The following is a 21,183-nucleotide window of genomic DNA, read 5'->3' as shown; positions in this document are numbered from 1 at the left end:
GCTAGCTTCCGGGGGCGAAGGCCTCCGCTCCGGGGCCGAAGTCTGCTAGCGCCTCCTCCTCCCACGGTAGGAGGCGCTCGGGTTTTAGATGTCCAGGTCGCGGGCGAGCAGCGCTAGGGCCACCCGGTCACGGCAGTGCAGCTTGGACAGCAGGCTGGACACGTGGGTCTTGATGGTGGTCTCCGCGAGGACCAGCTCGCGGGCCAGCTCTGGGTTGGTCGCACCCTGGCCAATCAGGTGGAGCACCTCGCGCTCGCGCCGGGTGACCAGGCTCAAACCTTGCAGCTGCTCCGGGGACAGGCGGTCCCGCGCGCTCAGCCCGCGGCGGTAGGACTCCAGCACCGGACCGGTGACCTTCGAGGCCAGCACGGATTCGCCGGCGGCGACGGTGCGCACGGCATCGATGAGCACGCCGGGGTCGGCGTCCTTGAGTAGGAAGCCCTGCGCCTCGGCCGCGATGGCGTCGGCGACCAGCGCGGGTTCGTCGAAGGTGGTCAGCATGATGACCTTGGGCGGGTCCGGCTGCGCCAAGAGCTGGCGGGTTGCCGCGATGCCATCGGTGCCGGGCATGCGGATGTCCAGAACCGCGACGTCGCAGCGGTGTGCGCTGGCGGCTTCGATGGCCTCCTGCCCGTTGCCGGCAGTGGCCACGACCTCGATGTCGGGCGCGGAGTTGAGGATCGTGGCCAGGGCCTGGACTAGCAGCGCCTGGTCGTCGGCCAGCAGCACGCGAATTGGGGTGGTCATGATTCCTCCTGGGCAGGTCGCAGGGGCAGGCGAGCGGTCACGACAAATTCCGCGCCGCGGTGTTCGGCGCTAAAGCTACCACCCAGCAGCCGGACTCTTTCGCGCAGACCGGCCAGGCCTGTGCCGGTGCCCTCGGCACACCGCCCGCGGCCTGGGATATTGGGGACACTACCGGCTGGGCCCCGGGCAGCGGCCTCTTCGGCCGCGGCGGAGGAGACGGTGACGCAAGCCACGGAGCCGTCAAGCGCGACGGATACGTGTGCGGAACTGCGCGGGCCCTGGTGGCGCACCACGTTGTTGAGGGCCTCCGTGACAATCCGGTCGATGGCCAGCTGGGTGACCGTGGCCGCCGACGCCTTGCGCGCGGCGCCTTCGGTGGGCAGCTCGGCCGTGATGCGCAGCCCGGCAGCACGGAACTTGTCCACCACAGCGGGTAGGTCGTCGAGCTGCGGGCCGGGGCGCAACTGCTGTTCCATGGCAGGAAGGGCAGGGGAGTCTTCCCGCAGCATGCCCACGATGTCGCGGACGTCGCGCAGCGCGCTGGCCGCCGAGTCCCGCACCTGGCCTAAGGCCTGCTGGGCCTGGCGCGGATCGGACTGGGAGGCGATAAGACCCGCGTCAGCCTGCACCTTGATCAGGGTGAGCGAGTGGGCCAGCGCGTCGTGGATTTCGCGGGCCAGGTGCAGCCTTTCCTCCTCCCGCGCCGCGCGCAGCAGCTCCTGGTGGGCCGCCTCCCGCAGGCCCCGCTCGGTTTCGCGGGCCCGGTATCGCGTACCCACGGCGTAAGCAAAGCCGAGAACCAGCCAGTGAAACGCCACGGTCACGGCGATGTCCAGCCCGGTGCGGTAATGCAGAACGAGCTCCTCCTCCCACGTCCACATCAGAGGCGAGAGGAAAGACCCGGCCGCGAAGGCGAGGAGATTTGTGCGGGCGAAAAGGCGGTTGCGCTCGTAGCGCGCGACGACGGCGACCGCCATCGGCGCGGTGATAATCCATGGCGTCATCCCGGAGTTTTCCGGCAGGGCCCAGGTAAAAACCGCGGCCCAGCCGCCCAGGAGGACCAAGAACGCCCACACGCTCAACCGCGGCCGCGAACGCCACACGAACGTGGCCGCGGCAAAGCCTATGGACAGCACCGCGTAGGCGATCCCGCTGCCGGAAGTGTCCGTAATGGCCATGAGTACATACACCGCGGCAAGGACGCTGGCTACAACGCCCAAGGCGATATCGCCTGCGCGGAGTCCGCGGCGGGCCGTCAGAGTGAGGTGCTTCATAACAGCCCTGAGTATAGACCGCGCCGCCCGCCTGCCGCCGGGGTACAAGTCCTCCGCAGGGAGGAGGACAGCGCGTGGGGCATCGGATAGTGTGTGCGCTATGAACAGACCGGAAGATAATCGGGAAGACAGTCAGTGGGCCCCACCGAAGGACCCCCGCCGCGCCGGGCAGGGGCCACAGGTGGCCCGCCCGGCGGCGGCCCAGCCGAAAAAGCCCAAGTCGCGCCGGGGCGTGGCCGGGTGGGTCGTGCTGGTAGGCGTCGGGCTGCTTATCGTGGCCGGCCCGCCGCTTCTCCACACCTTTGTGCCGGGGTGGGGGATCCTGGTCCTCCTGCTGGCCGTGGCCCTGGTCGGCGGGGCAGTCGATGCCCAGGTGTTCCGGTTTACCTATTCCTTTCCCATCCTGGTTGGGGTGGCGTACTTCCTCGCGATGAAGATGTACTTCAACCCCGGTACCTGGATTTACCTGCCGGCCATGGTCATCCTGGCCTTTATCGGCGGCGCAATCGCGGACAAGGAGGGCGCGGAGACCGCCTGGGAGGGGGAGGAATAGGTGGAAACCTGGATGCTAGAGCACCCCACCCACGGGCGGATCACCGTCGAATGCGGCTTCGACGCGGAGTTTATCGAGCGCTACCCGGACTGGCCCGCCGAGCGGGACGATGAGACCGGTGAGGTGGCGAACGGCACTTCGCTGCCCGTTGACGCCGGGGCCAAGGAGAGGCTACAGACCTTCGTGGAAAACCCGCCGGTGCGCCTGCAGCTCACCGTGGGTGGGGAGGTGCGCCGGCGCGTGCGCAGTGTGCAAAGCGGTAAGATCCCGCTGAGCAAGAAGCTGGGCTGGGACTCCGAGCCCGCGGGAAACCTGGCGGCCATGGACGGGAAACCGTGCGTGAAGATCTCCGCCAATTTCTTTGACGAGCTCAAGGCCGTGGAGTTCCGCGAGGGCAAGCAGGTCGTCGAGTTCACCCCGCCGCCGGGCAGCCGCGGGGAGAAGCGGGCCCGAGAGATGGAGGAAAGCTCCTTCAAGCGGGTGCTTTATCCCATGCTGGGCGGGCTGGGCAAGAGCGGCTGGGCCATCGCGGTCATCGTTTTGGGCCCGCTGGTCAGCCGGCTCATCGGCTGGCTGCTCGACCTGCTGCCGGAATGGGAGCTTCCCGACTGGCAGCTGCCGGCGATTGCCCTGCCGGTGCCGGACCTTCCCGACATCACCCTGCCGGTGCCCACGTGGCCGGACTGGGATATCCCCTTCCCAGATTTGACCATCCCGGCCTGGCTAGCGTTCCTCCTGGAGTACACGAAGGTGTGGGTGCCGCTGGTCATCGCCGTGGTTCTGGGCTTTATGGCCGTGCGCAATCACCGCAAGTCGGAAGCGGAAAAGCGCCGCTGGGATTCCACCGAGGATGAAACCCGGTCACCCTCCGTTAGGGGTGGCTAGGTAACGCGCCCGGAGGGGCCAGCAAGGGAAAGTCGAGGTCGCGAATTGGAAACTATAACGGCTTGGAAACAGTGTGGGAAAGAGGGTGTTTATAACTAATTTACGTGCCAAGATTAAGGGGCCCTAATGATCCACGATGTGAAAGAAGGCTGTATATGCTTCGCATTCCGCACCTAAAGAAAGTCCTGGTGGGCTCGGCTTTCGCAGGTGCGTTTTTCTTTGCGGCCCCAGCCGCCGGAGCGCAGGAAGCGCCCCAGCCCGGCTTTGATGCCGCGGCGGCTGTGGACCAGGTCCGCTCGGATCTGGCCGACTGGGGAATTTCCACCCCGGAGGTAGACCCGCAGGTGACTGATGCCGTTACCGAGGCTGTCAACCAACACCTGCCGCAGGCCCCGCAGGCCCAACAAGCGGCAGACCAGGCAGCAGCCGTGGCGACCGCACCCCAAACGCACGACTACGCTGACGCGCCGGCGACCAACCCGAACCCGATTGAGCTCGAGGAGACCGTCCGGCAGGCAACGCAGCCCGAGTTCAAGCCCCAGAACATTGACCCGAACTATCAGTGGCGCAACGATATGTTCTCCAAGGTGATGGCTGGCAAGCCCACCAAGGACTTCATCCTGCACCGCGTGCCGGGTTCCTACTTCGACGCCCCGCAGGTGCCGGAGGAGTCCAACGCCGCCTTGACCGAGGGCAAGTCCCTCTATGGTCCGGGCACTCCCATCTACGTCAACGATGAGTCGATGTGCACCCTGACCGCCGCCGGCACGGACAACGCCGGCCGCAAGGTCGGTCTGACCGCCGGCCACTGCGGTGAGGTGGGGCAGTCTGTGGCTTCGGCCGACTCCTGGCAGGTCGGCCCGTCGGGCACCATCGTGGACAAGAACGCCGAGCTGGATTACTCCGTCGTGGAGTTTGGCGCCAACGCGGAAGTCTCCCGCACCTACAACGGCGTGACCGCCAACCGCCTGGGCGGCAACGTCAAGCCGGGCGACATCAGCTGCAAGCGCGGTCTGGCCACCGGGGATACCTGCGGTATGACCCTGGCGACCATCCCGCAGTACCAGTTCACCCAGGTCTGCGCCATGCAGGGCGACTCCGGTGCGCCGCTGTTCAACCGCGGCCGCCTGGTTGGCTCCGTCACCGGCGGCATCAACCCGCCGGGCTTTAACGGTGCCTGCCGCACCCCGCTGCAGGGGGCCGTGCACGTGCCGACCGCGGTGACCAACATGGATGCCATCCTGGCGGATCTGAACCGCCGCGGTGGCGTGGGCGCTGGCTTTAGCCTCCCGGAGAACTAAGACCGCGCGTGGCAAGCAACCGGCGCCTCGGTTAGCCGCTTACTAAAACAGACAAGGTCCCCGCCTGATTTTCAGGCGGGGACCTTGTCGTAGGTTTTTAGGTTTCAGGGGCGGGCCCGCGCTTAGGGGGCCAGGTAACCCAGCGCCTTCTTGTGCAGGTGGCCGTTGGTGGCCAGCGCGGAGCCGTTATTCGGGCCGTTGGTGCCCTCGATACTGGTGAACTTGCCGCCGGCCTCGGTGACCAGCAGGCAGGGGGCGGCCAGGTCCCACAGGGAGACCTCCGGCTCGGCGGCGATATCCACCGCGCCCTCGGCCACGAGGCAGTAGTTCCAGAAGTCGCCGTAGCCGCGCAGGCGCCAGGTCACGTCGGTCAGCTCGAGGACGTTTTCGCGCCGGCCGCGGTCCCGCCAGCCGGACAGGGAAGAAATGCCCACAGAGGCGTCGGCCAGCTCTCCGACGCCGCTGACGTGGAGGCGCTTCGGCTCGCCACCGAAAACACGGAAGGCGCCGCCGCCCTTCGCGGCGTACCAGCGGCGGCGCAGGGCCGGCGCGGAGACGACGGAGACGACCGGCTCGCCGTCCTCCAGCAGCGCGATGAGCGTGGCCCAGACCGGCACGCCGCGCACGAAGTTCTTGGTGCCGTCGATGGGATCGATGACCCACTGGCGGCCGGAGAACTTGGCCTCGCCTCCGAATTCCTCACCCAAGACGTCGTCGTTGGGCCGGGCCTGGGCCAGCTTCGAGCGAATGAGCTTTTCGCAGGCCAGGTCGGCGTCGGTGACCGGGGTCATGTCCGGCTTGGACTTGACCGCCAGATCCGAGCACTCGAAACGGTGCATGGTCACTGCGTCTGCGTGACCAGCGACCTCAAGGGCCAGCCCCAAGTCCTCTTTGTATTTACCCACGCAGCATCTGCTCCATTTCTTTCACTGCCTGTTTATTTCCAGCCAGGCACCATACCACGCCGCCGGCCGAAATCTCTTTCGTCGCGCCGCCGGCGGCCTCTACCAGGGCCTTGCCCGGCAGCCAGTCCCATTCGGCGACGGTGTGCTGCATCCACGCGCCCCAGGTGCCGTCCGCCACGCTGGACAGATCCACCGAACCCGCGCCCAGCATGCGCACGGTGGCAAAGCCGGAGGCTACCTTCTGCCAGGCGGCCCGGATATCCGGGTCCTGGATGGAGGTCGGGTGCAGGTAGGTGGCCAGGGACAACTGCTCGGCCGGGGCATCGGCCAGCGGGGTGACCTCCTTGCCGTCCAGGGAAGTGGGGAAGTCGCGGCCGCCGAACCAGGTGTAGCCCATGGCCGGGCGGTGGACCGCCCCCATGACGGTGCCTTCGGCGTCGCGCAGGGCGAGCGCCGAGCACCAGTAGTCGGAGCCGGAAGAGAAGTTATAGGTCCCGTCCACCGGGTCAATGACCCAGGTGCGGCCCGAGGTCGACTCCTGGGAGGTACCTTCCTCGCCGACCAGGCCGTCCTCGCCGCGCAGCGCCTGCAGCACGGTGGCGACGAAGCGCTCGGCGGCACGGTCGGCTTCCGTGACCACGTCGGACACAGAGGTCTTCTGTTCGATATTGACGCCTTGATCGCGCATGCGCCAGGCCAGGCGGCCGGCGTTGTAGACCAGTGCCTGGGCCAGGTGCGCGTCGGAATCATCCGCGTGCGCGACCATGAAAGTCTTGGCGATGGCGTCGATCATCTCGGGCAAGCTCGGGGTCTGAGTCATAGCCCCTATTGTCGCCCCTGCGGCAGGCGATCGCTAATTGAACACCCCTGCGCTGTAGACTGGGGCGCTATGCACCCGGATAAGACTGCTGCTTTGGACGAGTTGTCCACGACGCTAACCACCATCGAAAAGGTGATGAACCCGGAGGAGCTGAGCGCGCGGGTCCGGGAACTGGAAGCCCAGGCGGGCGATCCGAGTCTCTGGGACGATCCGGCGCACGCGCAGAAAGTCACCTCGGAGCTCTCCGCCGCCCAGGCGAAGCTTCGCAAGCTCGCCGATCTGCGCGGGCGGCTCGATGACATACCGGTGATGTACGAGCTCGCCGAGGAAGAAGGCGACACCGCGCTGGCGGATGAGGAGCTGGCCGCGCTGCGCTCGACTATCGAGGCGCTTGAGGTAACCACCATGCTGTCGGGCGAATACGACGAGCGCGAGGCGGTCATCAACATCCGCTCCGGCGCCGGCGGCGTGGATGCCGCCGACTGGGCGGAGATGCTCATGCGCATGTATATCCGGTGGGCGGAGCACAACGACCACAAGGTCGATGTCTACGACATTTCTTATGCCGAGGAGGCTGGCATCAAGTCCGCGACCTTCGTGGTGCACGGCGAGTATATGTACGGCACGCTCTCGGTGGAGCAGGGCGCGCACCGCCTGGTGCGCATCAGCCCCTTTGACAACCAGGGCCGCCGGCAGACCTCCTTTGCGGAGGTCGAGGTCCTGCCCGTGGTGGAACAGACCGACTCCATCGATATTTCGGACGCTGACGTGCGCGTGGACGTCTACCGCTCCTCCGGCCCGGGCGGGCAGTCCGTCAACACCACCGACTCCGCCGTGCGGCTGACCCATATCCCCACTGGGATTGTGGTGACCTGCCAGAACGAGAAATCCCAGATCCAGAACAAGGCCTCGGCCATGCAGGTCCTGCAGGCCAAGCTGCTGGAGCGCAAGCGCCAGGAAGAGCAGGCCGAGCTGGACGCGCTGGGCGCGGGCGGCAATGCCTCCTGGGGCAACCAGATGCGCTCCTACGTGCTGCACCCGTACCAGATGGTCAAGGACCTGCGTACCGGCTTCGAGGTCGGCGACCCGCAAAAGGTCCTCGACGGCGACCTCGACGGCTTCCTGGAAGCCGGAATCCGCTGGCGCATGGCGCAACGCAACGACAGTGAGGACTAGCCACCCGCCACACCTCTCCGCCAACCACAGCTACTTGCCAACGGTGGCCGTGAACTAACGACGCCAGCCCCGCGCGGAGTATGAAAACAACCGCTGCGGGGCTGGCGTTTGGGTTTTGACGCGGTGGCTACTCGGCCGGGTAGTGCATGGGCGCGCCCGGGCCGAGCGGAATGCCCAGCAGGTACCAGACGACGAAGAAGAGGAACCAGCCGACCAGCATGGCCACGGAGTAGGGCAGGGCCAGCGACATCAGGGTGCCCACCCCGGCGCGCTTGTAGTAGCGCTGCAGGAAGGTCAGGGCCAGGGCGAAGTAGGGCGACATCGGGGTGATGATGTTGGTCGGGGAGTCGCCGATACGGAACAGCATCTGGGCGACCTCCGGGGAGACGTGGACGTACATCATCATCGGGACGATGACCGGGGCCATCAGCGCCCACTGCGCGGAACCGGAGGTGATCAGCAGGTTGAGCAGGGCCACCAGCAGGACCAGCCCGGCGAACATCAGGATGGGCGGCAGGTCCCAGCGCTGGAGGAGTTCGGAGCCGGTAATCGCGGTCCACACGCCCAGGTTGGACCACTCGAACCACGCGAGGAACTGGGCGACGGCAAAGAAGAGCACCAGCATGGGCAGCAGGGTCTTGAGTCCCCGGGCCATGAAGTTCGGGACATCGGAGCCGTCCTTGATGGTGCCGACGACGATGCCGTAGACGATGCCGACCAGCAGGAAGGCCAGGGCGATGGGCACCGCGATGGCGGAGATGAGCGGAGATTCCATGGTCTCCCCGTCCGGGCCGGCCAGCGGCGAGCCCGGGATGAACAGCAGGGCGAAGAAGCCGGCGAGGAAGACTAGCAGTGCGATGCCGGCCCATATCAGGCCCTTGGCCTCCTGACGGGATAGCTTCAGCGCCTCCTCGTCGTCGGTGAAGTCGTAGTCGCTGTCGGAGTCGTCAGCATCCCCTGCATGATCCTCTGCATGCGCATCCACGGCGTCGTCAGCGTTGGCGGAGGACTTCTGCGAGCCGCCGGCGGCCTTGTCGAAGGAGACCTCTTCGTAGTTGATGTGGTCGTGGTTGACCAGTTCGCGGGCCTTGCGGGTGATGAACAGCTCGGTGACCGCAGTGATGATGAGGGCCAGGACAACGGCGGAGGGGATGACGAAGAAGATGTTGGCCAGCGGGCTGACGTGGTAGTCCGGATCGACCATCTGCGCGGCTGGGGTAGAGATGCCGGCCAGCAGCAGGTCGGTGATGTTGAGGATGAGTGAGGCGTTAAACCCGGCCGAGGAGGCGGCGAAGGCCACCATGGCGCCAACGATGGGGGAGCGCCCCAGCGCGTGGAAGGACATCGCGCCCAGTGGGATGAGGATGACGTAGATGGCGTCGGAGGCCACCGAGCCCGTCACGCCGGCCAGGGCGACGGCGAAGGTCAGCGTCGCCGGGGTGACCTTGGCGACCATCGCGCGCACGAGGGCGGACAGCAGGCCGGACTGCTCGGCCACGCCCACGCCCAGCATGACGGCAAGGATGACGCCTAGTGGTGGGAAGGAGGTGAAGTTCTCGACCGCATCCGTGACCATGCGCGAGATGTTTTCCTGGGTGAGCAGGGATTCGACCTCGATGGTCTCATTGGTCTGGGGATCCACGGCGCTCATCCCCGCTAGGGAGCCGAGCCAGGAGGAAACGGCGACGACTCCGGCGAGGACGACGAACAGCCAGAAGGGATCCGGCAGCTTATTGCCCAGCTTTTCGATGGTGCCGAGAAAACCCCCGGGGGATTCTGTCTTCTTCGGCTGGTCTTCGGTAGCGGTTTCTGTCATAAAACGGCACTTTCTGTGTCGAAGAGCCGGGGCTCTTGGTTTTATCCGGGTGCGGCGGTTTTAGGCGGGGCCGGCGGCCGCCGTGCGAGTACTGTCGCCCGGATTTCATGGCAGGTTTTCGAACTTATGGTGTGCGTCACTATAGCGCACACGGAGTTGGGGGCACATAATTTTTAGTCAATTAACGGGTAAAAGAGTTCCAATTGTTATTTCCTGTTGCTAGAGTTGCGGACGTGATCACCTTCGAAAACGTAACCAAGGTCTATCCGACCTCAACGCGACCGGCACTGGATGATGTGTCTTTCCGCATTGAGGACGGCGAGTTCGTCTTTCTCATCGGCCCCTCGGGCTCAGGCAAGTCCACCTTCCTGCAGCTGATGGTGCGCGAGACCAACTTGAGCTCCGGACAGATCCACTTCGATAATTTCCACGTCAATGCGCTCAAAGGCCGCGAGATCAACCGCTTGCGCCAGTCCATCGGCTACGTCTTCCAGGACTTCCGGCTGCTGCCCAAGCTGAACGTCTACCAGAACGTGGCCTTCGCACTGGAGGTCATTGGCAAGAAGAAGCACCGGATTGACAAGGCCGTGCCGGAGGTGCTCGAGATGGTCGGCCTGGGCTCCAAGGCCCACCGCATGCCGAACGAGCTCTCCGGCGGCGAGCAGCAGCGCGTGGCCGTGGCCCGCGCCTTCGTCAACCGCCCGAAGCTGGTGCTCGCGGACGAGCCGACCGGCAACCTGGACCCGGCGACCGCATCGGAGATCATGACCCTACTGTCTAAGATCAACCGCCGCGGCACCACCGTCATCATGTCGACGCACAACGCTCGCGCCGTGAACGAGGCGCGCCAGCGCGTGCTGGAGCTGAGTAACGGCAAGCTCGTGCGCGATGAAACCCACGCCGTTTACGGGGAGGCCTTCTAAGACCATGCAGACAAATTTCGTCTTCCGCGAGGCCGCCAAGGGGCTCGGCCGCAACATCACCATGACTATCGCGCTGATTATCACCACGGCCGTGTCCGTGGGGCTGGTGGTCGCGGGTGTCTTGGTGACCATCCTGACCCAGGACACCAAGGACATCTACCTCGAGCAGGTGGAGGTCATGGTCCAGCTGGATGAGGAGATCTCCGCCAACGACACGGACTGCACGTCGGCGGGCTGTAAGGAGATTAAGGACCAGTTGGAGTCCGACTCCGGCGTGGAGAAGGTCACCTTCCGCTCGCAGGAGGAGTCCTACGAGCGCTTCAAGCAGTATTTCCAGGAGACCGACCCGCTGCTGGTGGAGGAGACTTCCCCAGACGCGCTGCCGGCCGCCCTACACGTGCGCCTGGTGGATCCCGCTGACACCGCGGCTATCGACGTCATCCGGGACCTGCCACAGGTCGATGCCGTCGTCGACCAGGTCGAGGAAGTCGACCGCGCCACCGACAACCTAGACTCCATCCGGAACGCGACCTTCCTGGTCGCCGCTGTCCAGGCCGTGGCGGCCATCTTCCTGATCGCCAACATGGTCCAGATTGCGGCGTACAACCGCTCGACGGAGATGTCCATCATGCGCATGGTGGGCGCTTCCCGCTGGATCACCCAGGCCCCGTTCGTGCTGGAGGCCGTCCTGTCCACGCTCATCGGCGTGGTCGTGGCCGGAATCGGCCTATTTCTCACCAAGTCCTACGTGGTGGACCCGTCGCTGCAGAGCCTCTACCAGGCGCAGCTGCTGGCCCCGCTGCACACCAAGGACATTTGGATAGCCCTGCCAATTGTCGGCGTGGTGGCCATGGCCTTCGCCGCCCTCGCCGCCCAAGTCACGCTGCGGCTCTACGTCAAGAAGTAGCTCGCGCGCCCCACAGTCCCGCCCGAATGCCACTGCCTGCCGCGTGGCCGTCGGGTGGGTTTGTTCGCTCTAGCCTGGGCGGTTAAGCTTGATGGCTATGGCAAAGAAGGGCAAGAAGAAAAAGGGCGCGGTCGACAACAACTCGACCCTCGCCACCAATCGGCGTGCCCGCCATGACTTCAAGATCCTCGACACCTACGAGTGTGGTATCGCGCTCGTCGGTACGGAGATCAAGTCCCTCCGGGAGGGTAAGATTTCCCTGAACGACGCCTTTGCCACCATCGACAAGGGCGAGGTCTGGCTGCGCAACCTCCACATCCCGGAGTACTCCATGGGCACGTGGACCAACCACAGTCCCAAGCGCACCCGCAAGCTGCTGCTGCACCGCCGGGAGATTGACAAGCTCTACGGCCAGGTGCGCTCCGGCAACAAGACGCTCATCCCGCTCAAGGTCTACCTCAAGGACGGCCGGGCCAAGCTGGAACTCGGCCTGGCACAGGGCAAGCAGGACTACGACAAGCGCGAGGACATCAAGCGCCGCGACCAGGACCGGGAGATCTCCCGCGAGCTCGGCCGCCGTGTGAAGGGTATTAACGTCTAGGACTTCGACCGCGGCCTAACCCGCAGTAGGAGGGTTAGGCTGGAAGGCATGATTTACACTTGCAAAGTCCATGACGTGAAAAAGGATCCCAGTGTTGCCTCGGGCACCCGGGTACTGGTGGATCGGATGTGGCCCCGCGGGGTAGCCAAGGACGACTTGGCCTACGACGAATGGTTCAAAGACGTTGCCCCCAGCAGCGAACTGCGCAAGTGGTTCAATCACGACGCCGAACGCTTCGAGGAATTCAGTAGGCGCTACCGCGCGGAGCTGGACGACTCCGACGCCGGGGAGCTGGGCCAGCTCATCGGCCTTGCCAAGGACGGCGATCTCAGCCTGCTGTTCGCCGCCCACGACCGGGAGATCAACCACGCGGTGGTGCTCAAAGAGTGGCTGAACGAGCACTTGAATTAGCACGAGTGGGCGAGTAAAGTAATTCTTCCTATAGGGAATGCGGACGCATCCCGCCCTATAGGCAATGGGGTTGATTTGGTTTCGACTTCGTACATTGAGCCAGGGGAAGCGTGCCGGTGCAGGCTAGAGACCACCGTTAAGCGTCGTAGCACTCAATAAACGCAGAGAAGAACTCTCAGCGTGACTACGCACTTGCTGCCTAATTAGCAATGCGTGTCTGTCAGCCTAGGTTTTGTTCCTGACCTAGTAACTGGCATCGACTAAGGAACTTGCCATCCGGTTGCGTCTTCAGGGCCGGATGGGACCACTACTGGAGACTGGGCCCATCATCCGGACGCGTTCGTCCGATCCGGAGGGCCGAGCAGAGATTCCGCGCGAACTGCGCACGGAGAAGCCCTGGCAAGATGACGAAGGACCCGGGTTCAATTCCCGGCAGCTCCACTACTAAAGCGGGCGCCCACACTCTTCGATAAGGAGGTAGGGCGCCCGCTTTTCTTTGTTGAACCCGTCGCGAGGCATTGCGCGCGGCGGCGGGGATACCCGGGAATTAGTTCAGGCTGCCGGCGGCCTACTAAGCCTTCTTCCGAAGTGAACTTCTCGCCGTAGTCGGAAACCAGCTGGTTATAGATTGCATCCGGGGACATAGCCAGGTGGAGACCCCGTGGCCGCTTGCCCGATTGTTGGGGGTAGAGATGACAGGAAACGTCCAGTATCGGATGCAAGGGTGTCCGGTTGTGGGTGTGGGAGTGTCCGGCTGTGGGGGAGTTTATGGGTTCGTGGCGCCGTTACAAAGTTGTAACCTGTAACACATGGGTATGTGTTGTGAGTTACATTATGCTGTCTGCATACATCCCGTGACGGCAAGGTGACGGGCCGAGACAGGCAGGAGTGGACGCGATGAGTACCCCCATTTCTAACGACGATGAAGGCCTGCGCGCTAAGGCTGTTGCTGACGACGTCGGTAGCGACGTCGGTGGCGGTGGGGCAAGTGCTGCTAATGGTACGGCCGAGGAATCCGGCAGGTCTGAGACCGCGGCGAGTAAGCGGAGTGTGCTGGATAGGTTCTTGTCCGGTGTGGAGTACGTGGGCAACAAGCTGCCCGAGCCGTTTACCATCTTCGTCATCCTGTTTCTGATTACCGGGGTGGCTTCCACTGTGATGGCCTGGATGGGTATCGCGGTCCAGGTGCCGGGATCGGATGAGGTCTCCGAGGTCAACGGCTTGTTTACGGGTGAGGGGCTGGCGTGGCTGACTACCACGATGGCGGAGAACTACATCGGCTTCCCGCCGCTGCTGACGGTGCTGCCCATTCTGCTGGCCGTGGGTGTGGCGGAGCGCTCCGGCATGCTGTCGGCGCTTATCCGCCAGCTGTTCGGTTCGGCGCGGCCGGCCGTGCTTCCGTACGCGGTCGGTGTCATCGGCGTGACCGCCTCGGTCATGGGCGACTCCGCGTTCGTGGTGGTCCCGCCGCTGGCCGCCATGGTCTTCAAGGCGGCCGGGCGCCACCCGGTCGCCGGCCTCATCGGCGGTTTCGCCGCGGTGGGCGCGGGCTATTCCACGGCGTTGGTGCCCACCAGCCTGGACGCGCTGTTCGCCGGTATTACCAACGCGGTCATGGACACCCTGCCCGGGGCGGGCTATTCCACCGTGACGCCGCTGTCGAACTACTTCTTCAACGTGGCCTCCTCCGTGGTGCTGGGCTTGGTGGCCGGCTACATCATCGACCGGATCCTGGAGCCGCGCCTGCGGGCCCAGGACGTGCCGCAGGATGAGTCGGTGGATGCTGCGGATGCCGCGGAGCGCGGCGACCGCGACGCCGAGGGCAACGCCCTGAGCGCCGCTCTGGAGCCGAAGGAGCGCAAGGCGCTGTGGATGTCCCTGCTGGCCGGGCTGGTGCTGACCGCGGTCATCCTGGCCGTGGTGCTCATCCCGGGCTCGCCGTGGCGCAACGGGGAGGGCGGCTTCCTGCCGGAGTCCCCGCTGCTGGATTCCATTGTCTTCATCATCTGCGCCTACTTTTGGGTCTTTGGCATTACCTACGGCGCGGTGGTCGGCACCATCAAGGGCATGGCCGACGTGGTCACCATGATGATGGGTGCGCTCAAGGACATGCTGAGCTTTTTGGTCCTGGCCTTCATCCTGGGCCAGTTCGTCGCCCTGTTCGCCTGGACCGGGATCGGCACCTTTACCGCGGTCAAGGGTGCGGCCTTCCTGGAATCCATCGGGTTGACCGGCTTCCCGGCCATCCTGGCCTTCATCGTGCTGGCCTCCGTTCTGAACCTGTTGATCATCTCGGGCTCGTCCATGTGGACGCTGATGGCCGCGGTCTTCGTGCCCATGTTCGCGCTGCTGGGCTACGAGCCGGCGTTCGTGCAGGCCGCCTTCCGTGTGGGAGACTCCGCTACCCAGATCATCACCCCGCTCAACCCCTACATGATCGTCATGCTAGGCCTGCTGCAGCGCTACGAGCCCCGGGCGGGCCTGGGCACGCTGATGTCGCGTCTTATCCCGTTCGTCATCCCCTTCTTCCTCGTCTGGGCCATCCTGCTGGGGGTGTGGTTCTTCGCCGATATCCCGCTGGGGCCGGGCGACAGCATTATGATTGAGCCCTAATGACAGCTCGCCCAGATAATTGCCATGATTCCTGCCCTCCGCAGCGCCCGGGCGTGACCCCAGAGGCGGCATCGACAAGCTACTTGGACGCCACCTCTGCCGAGGTAGACGCGGCGGTCGAGCGCGCCCAGAAGCGGCAGGAAGGCTCCGGGCAGGCCGCAGAAGCCGCGGTGCCCGAGCACTGGGAGCGCCTGCGCTGCGAGGTGGAAGAATCCGGACTGGCGGCAGATATCCGCCACATCGTCCACGACCTGCACGCGCACCCGGAGACCGCCTTCGAGGAATACCGCAGCCAACAGGTGCTCTGCGATCTCTTGGAAAGGCACGGGCACGACGTGGTGCGCGGGGCCTACGGAGTCGAGACGGCCTTTTCGACGAGCATCAGCTCGCCCGGCTACGAGCCTGGCCGTCACCCGCGGGTGGTCATCATGGCCGAATACGACGCGCTGCCGGGTATCGGGCACGCCTGCGGGCATAACGTCATCGCCGCCGCCGGGGTGGGCGCTTTCCTGGCGGCCGCGCGGGCTATCGATGCCGCCGGGCCCGTGTGCATCGAGCTGCAGGGCACCCCGGCGGAGGAGGGGCACACCGGCAAGGAGTACATGATCCGGGGCGGGAGCCTGGCCGGGGTGGACGCCGCGCTGATGATCCACGGCTTCGGCTACGACATTTCCGAACACGTCTGGGTCGGGCGGCGCTCGGCCACCGTGACCTTCCACGGTACGGCCGCGCATGCGAGCTCGCAGCCGTTTATGGGCAAAAACGCCCTCGATGCCGCCTCCCTGATGTACCAGGGTCTGGGCCTGCACCGGCAGCAAATGCCGCCGAGCGACCGCCTGCACGCCGTCATCGTCGAGGGCGGCACCCGGCCCAGCGTGGTCCCGGATAGGGCAGTGGTCGAGGTTTATGCGCGCTCCCTGCGGACCGGGACCCTGCTGGAGCTCTCCCGCCGGGTCGACGACATCGCCCGGGGCGCGGCTCTGATGGCGGGAGTGGGCGTGGAGATCGCCTGGGACCCGCGCCCGATGTCGCTGCCGGTGCGCAACAACTCCGCGCTGGCCTCCCGGTGGTCCGCCACCCAGCGCCGCCGCGGTCGCGCCCCGCTGCCCGCCGGGATTATCCCGGATACCCTGGCGGCCTCCACGGATTTTGGCAACGTCTCCCACCTGGTGCCGGGCATTCACCCCATGGTGCAGGTCAGCCCGCGGGAAGTGGCCCTGCACACCGAGGCCTTCGCCCACTGGTCGGCCGCGGAAGCCGCGGAGCGCGCCGCCCTCGACTCTGCGTTGGGCCTGGCCCAAGTCGCCTTCGACTACGCCGCGGATCCCCAGCTGCGGGCCGCCGCCCACGCGGAGTTCGCGGAGCTCGGTAAGGTCTCGGTGGAGGGGCTGCTGCGCTCGGAAAACTCCCAATAGTGGGGAGCTGTGGCAAGGACGAGACAGTCCTCCGCGCCTGGGCCGGGCCCGAAGTGGGGGGTGCGTCCTGGGGGTAGGGGATCTAGTTATGAAAATTTCAGGCAAATCGCAGGTGACAGGGTTCTCTAAAACTTAGCTGTGCCTAAACCTTGTCAGGTTAGGGTCTCTTCAGTTAGGTTGTCCTAGGAAAGATAGTTCCGGAATTCCGCAAGGGATTCGTTTCGAAAAAGGATGATTGACAAGCCCATGAAGATTCGTCGTACTCTGGTTGCCTCGGTAGCCGCCGCCTCGCTGCTGCTGACCTCCTGCTCTTCGGCGGAGGATTCCTCCAATTCCGCCGACAGCTCCTCCAACTCCGCTGAGAACACCGCCGCAGACAACGCTGCGAAGGAGTCCGGCGAGCTGAAGCTGGAAGACAACAACGGCGAGCAGACAATCACCCTGCCGGTGGAGAAGCCGGCGGTCACCGACAACCGCGCCTTCGCCGTGCTGGCCGACTGGGGCGTGGAGCTGTCCGCAGCGCCGCTGAACCTCATCCCGGAGTCCCTGGCTGACACCTACAACAAAGACACCGTCGCCGCGGATCTAGGCAGCCACCGCGAGCCGGATCTGGAGGCCCTGGTCGCCGCCGAGCCGGACCTGGTCTGGAACGGCCAGCGCTTCTCCCAGCACCAGGCCGACATCGAAAAGCTGGTGGAAGATAACCCGGTCGTGGACTTCGAACCGCGCGAGGACAAGGACTTCTTCGAAGAGCTCAAGCGCCACACCACCGCCCTGGGCGAGGTCTTCGAGCACGAGGAAGACGCCCAGAAGCTGATCGAGGATCTAGACGCCGCCATTGAGCGCGCCAAGAAGGCCTACGATCCGGAAAAGACCGTCATGGCTGTTAACACCTCCGGCGGCGAGATCGGCTACATCGCTCCGCACGTCGGCCGCACCCTGGGCCCCATCTTCGACCTGCTGGGCATGGAGCCGGCCCTGACCGTCGAAGACGGCAGCAGCAACCACGAGGGCGACGACATCTCCGTCGAGGCCATCGCGGAATCCAACCCGGACTGGATCCTGGTCCTGGACCGCGACGGCGCGGTCAGCTCCGACGAGCCGGACTACACCCCGGGCAAGGACCTGGTGGAAAACAGCGCGGCTCTGAAGAATGTGCAGGCGGTCAAGGACGGCAATGTTTACGTCGCGCCGAAGGACACTTACACTAACGAGTCCATCATTACCTACACGAAGATCCTGAACGAAATGGCTGATGCTTTCGAGAATGCCTAGTACTTTATACAGCACCTTCCGCAAGTAACCGGATAGCTCCTGCGCGCATTTAACCCGCGCGGGGCCTATCCGGCTTTCGGCTATCTACCAAGAATCGGACCTTATGCGACAAACAACACCCAGGCGCTCCCGATCGAAGCTCTTCGACTGGAAGCTTCTGCTCGGCATAGGCGGCATCGTCCTGCTCCTGGCCCTCTCGCTGGCGGTGGGTGAATACGACATCCTGGGCCACGAGGACGGCGGGGAGATGTTCAACACCACCCGCATCCCGCGCACCATCGCGCTGATGCTGGCCGGCGCCGCCATGGCCATGAGCGGGCTGGTCATGCAGCTGCTGACCCAGAACCGCTTCGTGGAACCAACCACCACCGGCACCACCGAGTGGGCCGGGCTCGGCCTGCTGACCACCATGGTGTTGTTTCCTACGTCCACCGTGCTGCAGAAGATGGTGATCGCCGTGGTCTTCTCCTTCGCGGGGACCATGGTCTTCTTCGCGTTCCTGCGGCGGGTGACCCTGCGGTCCTCCCTGATCGTGCCGATTATCGGCATCATGCTGGGCGCGGTCGTCAGCGCCGTTTCTACCTTCATCGCGCTGACCACGGACTCCCTGCAGCAGCTGGGCATCTGGTTCATGGGCTCGTTCACCTCGGTCTACGAGGGGCAGTACGAGGTCCTGTGGCTAGTACTCATCGTGCTCGTCGCGGTCTTTTTCTTCGCGGACAAGCTGACCGTGGCCGGGTTGGGCGAGGAGATCGCCACCAACGTCGGCCTGAATTACAACCGCATGATCCTCATTGGCACCGGGCTCATCGCCGTGGCCACCGGCGTGGTGACCGTGGTGGTGGGTGCCCTGCCGTTTTTGGGGCTTATCGTTCCGAATATCGTGAGCCTGTTCCGCGGCGATGACCTGCGCTCCAACCTGCCGTGGGTCTGTCTGCTGGGGATCGCGACGGTCACCGTCTGCGACCTAGTGGGCCGCACCATCATTTCCCCGTTCGAGATGCCAGTGTCCGTCATCCTGGGGATCATCGGCGCGATCGTTTTCGTGGTCCTGATTGTGAGGTCGACCCGTGGTAAATAAGACTGTTTCTACTGCTGCTTCCGCCCCGGCTACTGCCACCGCCCGCGACGTCGGAGCCTTCCAGTCCGCCGCCGCGCAGCGCAAGTACTGGGTCATCCTGCTCCTGCTGCTGGCCGCCGGCGGGGTCTTCGCCGCCGGGCTGCTGGCGTGGGACAACCCGATGGACTTCGGCACGCGCGGCTTCTGGCTCATCGCCGAGCGACGCGCCGATGCCATCATCGCCATGGCCGTGGTGGCCATCTGCCAGGCGACCGCGACGGTGGCCTTCCACACCGTGACCAACAACCGCATCCTCACCCCGTCGATCATGGGTTTCGAGGCCCTCTACGTGGCCATTAACACCGCGACCATCTTCTTCCTCGGCGCGGCCGGGCTCACCAACGCCCGCAACATCACCACGTTCTTGGTCCAGGTCGCGCTCATGGTTCTGCTGTCGCTGGTGCTCTACTCCTGGCTGCTGACCAACCGCTCCAACAACATGCACGCGATGTTGCTGGTCGGCGTGGTCATCGGCGGCGGGCTGGGCTCGCTGTCGACGTTCATGCAGCGCATGCTGACCCCCTCCGAGTTCGACGTGCTCACGGCCCGCCTGTTCGGCTCCGTCAACAACGCCGACTCGGACTATTACCCGGTGGCCATCCCGCTGATGCTGCTGGCCGCGGCCGCGCTGTATCTCAACTCGCGCCGGCTCAACGTGCTCGCACTCGGCCGCGACGCGGCGACCAACCTGGGCGTGAACCACCGGACGAACGCCATCTTCACGCTGATTATGGTCTCCATCCTCATGGCCGTGACCACCGCCCTGGTGGGCCCGATGACCTTCCTGGGCTTCCTGGTCGCTACGCTGGCATACCAGTTTGCCGAGACCTACGACCACCGCTTCTTGTTCCCGATGGCCGTGACCACCGCCTTTGCTGTGCTCACCGGGGCGTATTTCATCATGCAGCACGTCTTCTACGCCCAGGGCGTGGTCTCCATCATCATTGAGCTGGTCGGCGGTACCGTCTTCCTCTTCGTCATCTTGAGAAAGGGTCGCCTGTGATTTCTCTAAAGCACGTCGCGAAGAGCTACAGCGGCGAGACCAACATCGGTCCCGTCGACCTGGAGATCCCCTCGGGCGGCATCACTTCCCTGGTCGGGCCGAACGGCGCCGGCAAGTCCACCCTGCTGACGATGATCGGCCGTCTGCTGAACATGGACGAGGGAACAATCGAGATTGCCGGCTACGACATCGGGAAGACTAAGTCGAAGGATCTGGCCCGTATTGTCTCCATCCTGCGGCAGGAAAACCACTTCATCACGAAGCTGACGGTTAGGCAGCTGGTGGGCTTCGGCCGCTTCCCGTACTCCCAGGGGCGCCTGACCGAAGAAGACGAGGAGATCATCTCTAAGTACATCGATTTCCTGCACCTGCGGGAATTCGAGGGCCGCTACCTGGACGAGCTCTCCGGCGGCCAGCGGCAGCGCGCGTACGTGGCCATGGTCCTGTGTCAGGAAACCGACTACGTCCTGCTGGACGAGCCGCTCAACAACCTGGACATTTCCCACTCCGTGGAGATGATGCGCCACTTAAAGCAGGCCGCCCGGGAATTCGGCCGCACGATCGTGCTGGTCATCCACGACATTAACTTCGCGGCCAAGTACTCGGACTCGATCTGCGCGGTCAAGGACGGCGAGGTCGTCGCCTTCGGCAGCCCGGAGGAGATCATGAAGGACGAGATCCTCACGCCGATCTTCAACACCCCGATCCAGGTTATCGACGGCCCCGACGGGTTGCTGGCCTGCTACTACTAGCCAAAAACGGGCCGCACATGCAGCGCCCACAACTGAAAATTCAGTGCCCAAAACTGCTGGCCTGACTACTGACCGGAAGCACTGCCGAAGCACTACCGGCGGCGCCGCGGCCGGCGGGGGAGGGGGTGTGTACTTCCCAGTCGCTCCCATGCTGCAGGCGTTCATCGGTCTCATCGTCATCCCCTTCGGCCTGGCCTGGGTAGTGCAACACGCGCGCGCCAAGGACAAAATAGGTAAAGACACCGATGCCTGGAGGGCCCCGGTCATGTGCCTGACCCAGTTCGTCATCGCGACGGTGCATTCGCCGGGACTGGGGGAGAACCTGCCGCGGCTAATGCCGGCACTTGCTTGTTACGTGTTGTTCATCTTCTGCGCGGTAACGCTAACCCTGGCGTTGAGAAGGCGTCTCAACTTCCCGAGGCGGGACCCCATTGCGCTGATGTTGACGGCGATGACCCGCAACCCACTGGTGATTATGTCCTTCGCTTTGGCCCTCCCGGAAGGATTTTCATTCGTCCCGGTCTCCATCATCATGCAGACCGTGGTCGAGCTGGTCGCGCTCAGCGCGATAGTGAAAACAGTGCGCCTACCTGCGAATAAACAATAAGACAGAAGGCGATTTGGTGTCTGGACGAAGAACGCGCTATATTAATTCGAGTCGCCGCGAGGTAGCCGAGAGGTTAACG

The 21,183-nt window shown here is 64.7% G+C and carries 21 protein-coding genes and 1 other RNA gene; 16 read left to right on the top strand and 6 right to left on the bottom strand.

Features of this window, described 5'->3' with window-relative positions; genetic code table 11:
• Nucleotides 1-84: 84 nt before the first annotated feature.
• Nucleotides 85-747 carry a response regulator transcription factor gene (locus HMPREF3067_RS09505; RefSeq protein ID WP_070769484.1) on the bottom strand — a complete coding sequence of 221 codons (663 nt, stop codon included), beginning with the start codon at nt 745-747 and terminating at the stop codon, nt 85-87.
• Complete coding sequence (locus HMPREF3067_RS09500) at nt 744-2,021, bottom strand: sensor histidine kinase (protein ID WP_070769483.1); 1,278 nt, start codon at nt 2,019-2,021, stop codon at nt 744-746. Before HMPREF3067_RS09500 ends, HMPREF3067_RS09505 begins: the two co-directional genes overlap by 4 nt.
• A gap of 100 nt (nt 2,022-2,121) precedes the next feature.
• Between HMPREF3067_RS09500 and HMPREF3067_RS09495 the strand changes: the two genes are divergently transcribed.
• The 3 genes from HMPREF3067_RS09495 to HMPREF3067_RS09485 all read left to right on the top strand — a co-directional run bounded on the left by HMPREF3067_RS09495 (nt 2,122) and on the right by HMPREF3067_RS09485 (nt 4,760).
• On the top strand, nt 2,122-2,574 hold the full coding sequence (locus HMPREF3067_RS09495; RefSeq protein WP_246819288.1) for a hypothetical protein: 453 nt from the start codon (nt 2,122-2,124) through the stop codon (nt 2,572-2,574).
• 12 nt (nt 2,575-2,586) lie between these two features.
• Nucleotides 2,587-3,459, top strand: a complete 873-nt coding sequence (locus HMPREF3067_RS09490; protein WP_246819287.1) for a hypothetical protein — start codon at nt 2,587-2,589, stop codon at nt 3,457-3,459.
• Nucleotides 3,460-3,614: 155 nt separating this feature from the next.
• Nucleotides 3,615-4,760, top strand: coding sequence for a S1 family peptidase (locus HMPREF3067_RS09485; protein ID WP_070769481.1), 1,146 nt, complete (start codon nt 3,615-3,617; stop codon nt 4,758-4,760).
• A gap of 122 nt (nt 4,761-4,882) precedes the next feature.
• Here HMPREF3067_RS09485 and hisN read toward each other — a convergent pair whose 3' ends face one another.
• Entirely contained in the window at nt 4,883-5,665 is a 783-nt protein-coding gene (gene hisN, locus HMPREF3067_RS09480) for a histidinol-phosphatase (protein WP_070769480.1), read from the bottom strand.
• On the bottom strand, nt 5,658-6,485 hold the full coding sequence (locus tag HMPREF3067_RS09475) for an inositol monophosphatase family protein (RefSeq protein WP_070769479.1): 828 nt from the start codon (nt 6,483-6,485) through the stop codon (nt 5,658-5,660). The genes hisN and HMPREF3067_RS09475 overlap by 8 nt, the downstream gene beginning before the upstream one ends.
• A gap of 69 nt (nt 6,486-6,554) precedes the next feature.
• Here HMPREF3067_RS09475 and prfB point away from each other — a divergent pair, with 69 nt between their 5' ends.
• Nucleotides 6,555-7,661: a peptide chain release factor 2 gene (gene prfB, locus HMPREF3067_RS09470; protein WP_070769478.1), complete on the top strand. Its 1,107-nt coding sequence runs from the start codon at nt 6,555-6,557 to the stop codon at nt 7,659-7,661.
• 127 nt (nt 7,662-7,788) lie between these two features.
• On the opposite strand, the gene HMPREF3067_RS09465 is transcribed toward prfB, so the two are convergent.
• Entirely contained in the window at nt 7,789-9,477 is a 1,689-nt protein-coding gene (locus tag HMPREF3067_RS09465) for an AbgT family transporter (RefSeq protein WP_070769477.1), read from the bottom strand.
• Between the two features lie 233 nt (nt 9,478-9,710).
• Between HMPREF3067_RS09465 and ftsE the strand changes: the two genes are divergently transcribed.
• The 5 genes from ftsE (at nt 9,711) to ssrA (ending at nt 12,763) form a co-directional block, all read left to right on the top strand.
• Complete coding sequence (gene ftsE, locus HMPREF3067_RS09460; RefSeq protein ID WP_070769476.1) at nt 9,711-10,400, top strand: cell division ATP-binding protein FtsE; 690 nt, start codon at nt 9,711-9,713, stop codon at nt 10,398-10,400.
• A gap of 4 nt (nt 10,401-10,404) precedes the next feature.
• On the top strand, nt 10,405-11,307 hold the full coding sequence (gene ftsX / locus HMPREF3067_RS09455) for a permease-like cell division protein FtsX (protein ID WP_070769475.1): 903 nt from the start codon (nt 10,405-10,407) through the stop codon (nt 11,305-11,307).
• Nucleotides 11,308-11,404: 97 nt separating this feature from the next.
• On the top strand, nt 11,405-11,908 hold the full coding sequence (gene smpB / locus HMPREF3067_RS09450) for an SsrA-binding protein SmpB (RefSeq protein WP_070769505.1): 504 nt from the start codon (nt 11,405-11,407) through the stop codon (nt 11,906-11,908).
• 48 nt (nt 11,909-11,956) lie between these two features.
• Nucleotides 11,957-12,319, top strand: coding sequence for a DUF488 domain-containing protein (locus HMPREF3067_RS09445; RefSeq protein WP_070769474.1), 363 nt, complete (start codon nt 11,957-11,959; stop codon nt 12,317-12,319).
• 66 nt (nt 12,320-12,385) lie between these two features.
• Nucleotides 12,386-12,763, top strand: a transfer-messenger RNA (tmRNA) gene (ssrA, locus tag HMPREF3067_RS09440).
• On the opposite strand, the gene HMPREF3067_RS11560 is transcribed toward ssrA, so the two are convergent.
• Complete coding sequence (locus HMPREF3067_RS11560; RefSeq protein ID WP_168166968.1) at nt 12,742-12,963, bottom strand: Ltp family lipoprotein; 222 nt, start codon at nt 12,961-12,963, stop codon at nt 12,742-12,744. The genes ssrA and HMPREF3067_RS11560 overlap by 22 nt on opposite strands.
• 253 nt (nt 12,964-13,216) lie before the next feature.
• On the opposite strand from HMPREF3067_RS11560, the gene HMPREF3067_RS09435 reads away from it, so the two are divergent.
• The 7 genes from HMPREF3067_RS09435 to HMPREF3067_RS09405 all read left to right on the top strand — a co-directional run bounded on the left by HMPREF3067_RS09435 (nt 13,217) and on the right by HMPREF3067_RS09405 (nt 21,104).
• Entirely contained in the window at nt 13,217-14,932 is a 1,716-nt protein-coding gene (locus HMPREF3067_RS09435; RefSeq protein ID WP_083319250.1) for an AbgT family transporter, read from the top strand.
• Nucleotides 14,932-16,347 carry an amidohydrolase gene (locus tag HMPREF3067_RS09430; RefSeq protein ID WP_083319249.1) on the top strand — a complete coding sequence of 472 codons (1,416 nt, stop codon included), beginning with the start codon at nt 14,932-14,934 and terminating at the stop codon, nt 16,345-16,347. The genes HMPREF3067_RS09435 and HMPREF3067_RS09430 overlap by 1 nt, the downstream gene beginning before the upstream one ends.
• Before the next feature lie 231 nt (nt 16,348-16,578).
• On the top strand, nt 16,579-17,622 hold the full coding sequence (locus tag HMPREF3067_RS09425; RefSeq protein WP_070769471.1) for a siderophore ABC transporter substrate-binding protein: 1,044 nt from the start codon (nt 16,579-16,581) through the stop codon (nt 17,620-17,622).
• A gap of 103 nt (nt 17,623-17,725) precedes the next feature.
• Nucleotides 17,726-18,703: an iron chelate uptake ABC transporter family permease subunit gene (locus HMPREF3067_RS09420; protein WP_070769470.1), complete on the top strand. Its 978-nt coding sequence runs from the start codon at nt 17,726-17,728 to the stop codon at nt 18,701-18,703.
• On the top strand, nt 18,693-19,745 hold the full coding sequence (locus HMPREF3067_RS09415; RefSeq protein WP_070769469.1) for an iron chelate uptake ABC transporter family permease subunit: 1,053 nt from the start codon (nt 18,693-18,695) through the stop codon (nt 19,743-19,745). The genes HMPREF3067_RS09420 and HMPREF3067_RS09415 overlap by 11 nt, the downstream gene beginning before the upstream one ends.
• Nucleotides 19,742-20,497 (top strand): iron ABC transporter ATP-binding protein, encoded by a 756-nt coding sequence (locus tag HMPREF3067_RS09410; protein ID WP_070769468.1) that lies wholly within the window; start codon nt 19,742-19,744, stop codon nt 20,495-20,497. The genes HMPREF3067_RS09415 and HMPREF3067_RS09410 overlap by 4 nt, the downstream gene beginning before the upstream one ends.
• Before the next feature lie 127 nt (nt 20,498-20,624).
• Nucleotides 20,625-21,104, top strand: coding sequence for a hypothetical protein (locus HMPREF3067_RS09405; RefSeq protein ID WP_141759380.1), 480 nt, complete (start codon nt 20,625-20,627; stop codon nt 21,102-21,104).
• Nucleotides 21,105-21,183 lie beyond the last annotated feature (79 nt).

It is taken from the genome of Corynebacterium sp. HMSC04H06 (genome assembly GCF_001815935.1).
Classification (GTDB): domain Bacteria; phylum Actinomycetota; class Actinomycetes; order Mycobacteriales; family Mycobacteriaceae; genus Corynebacterium.
The sequence above is the reverse complement of the archived record's forward strand: the minus strand, read 5'-3'. Positions and strand labels throughout refer to the sequence as shown.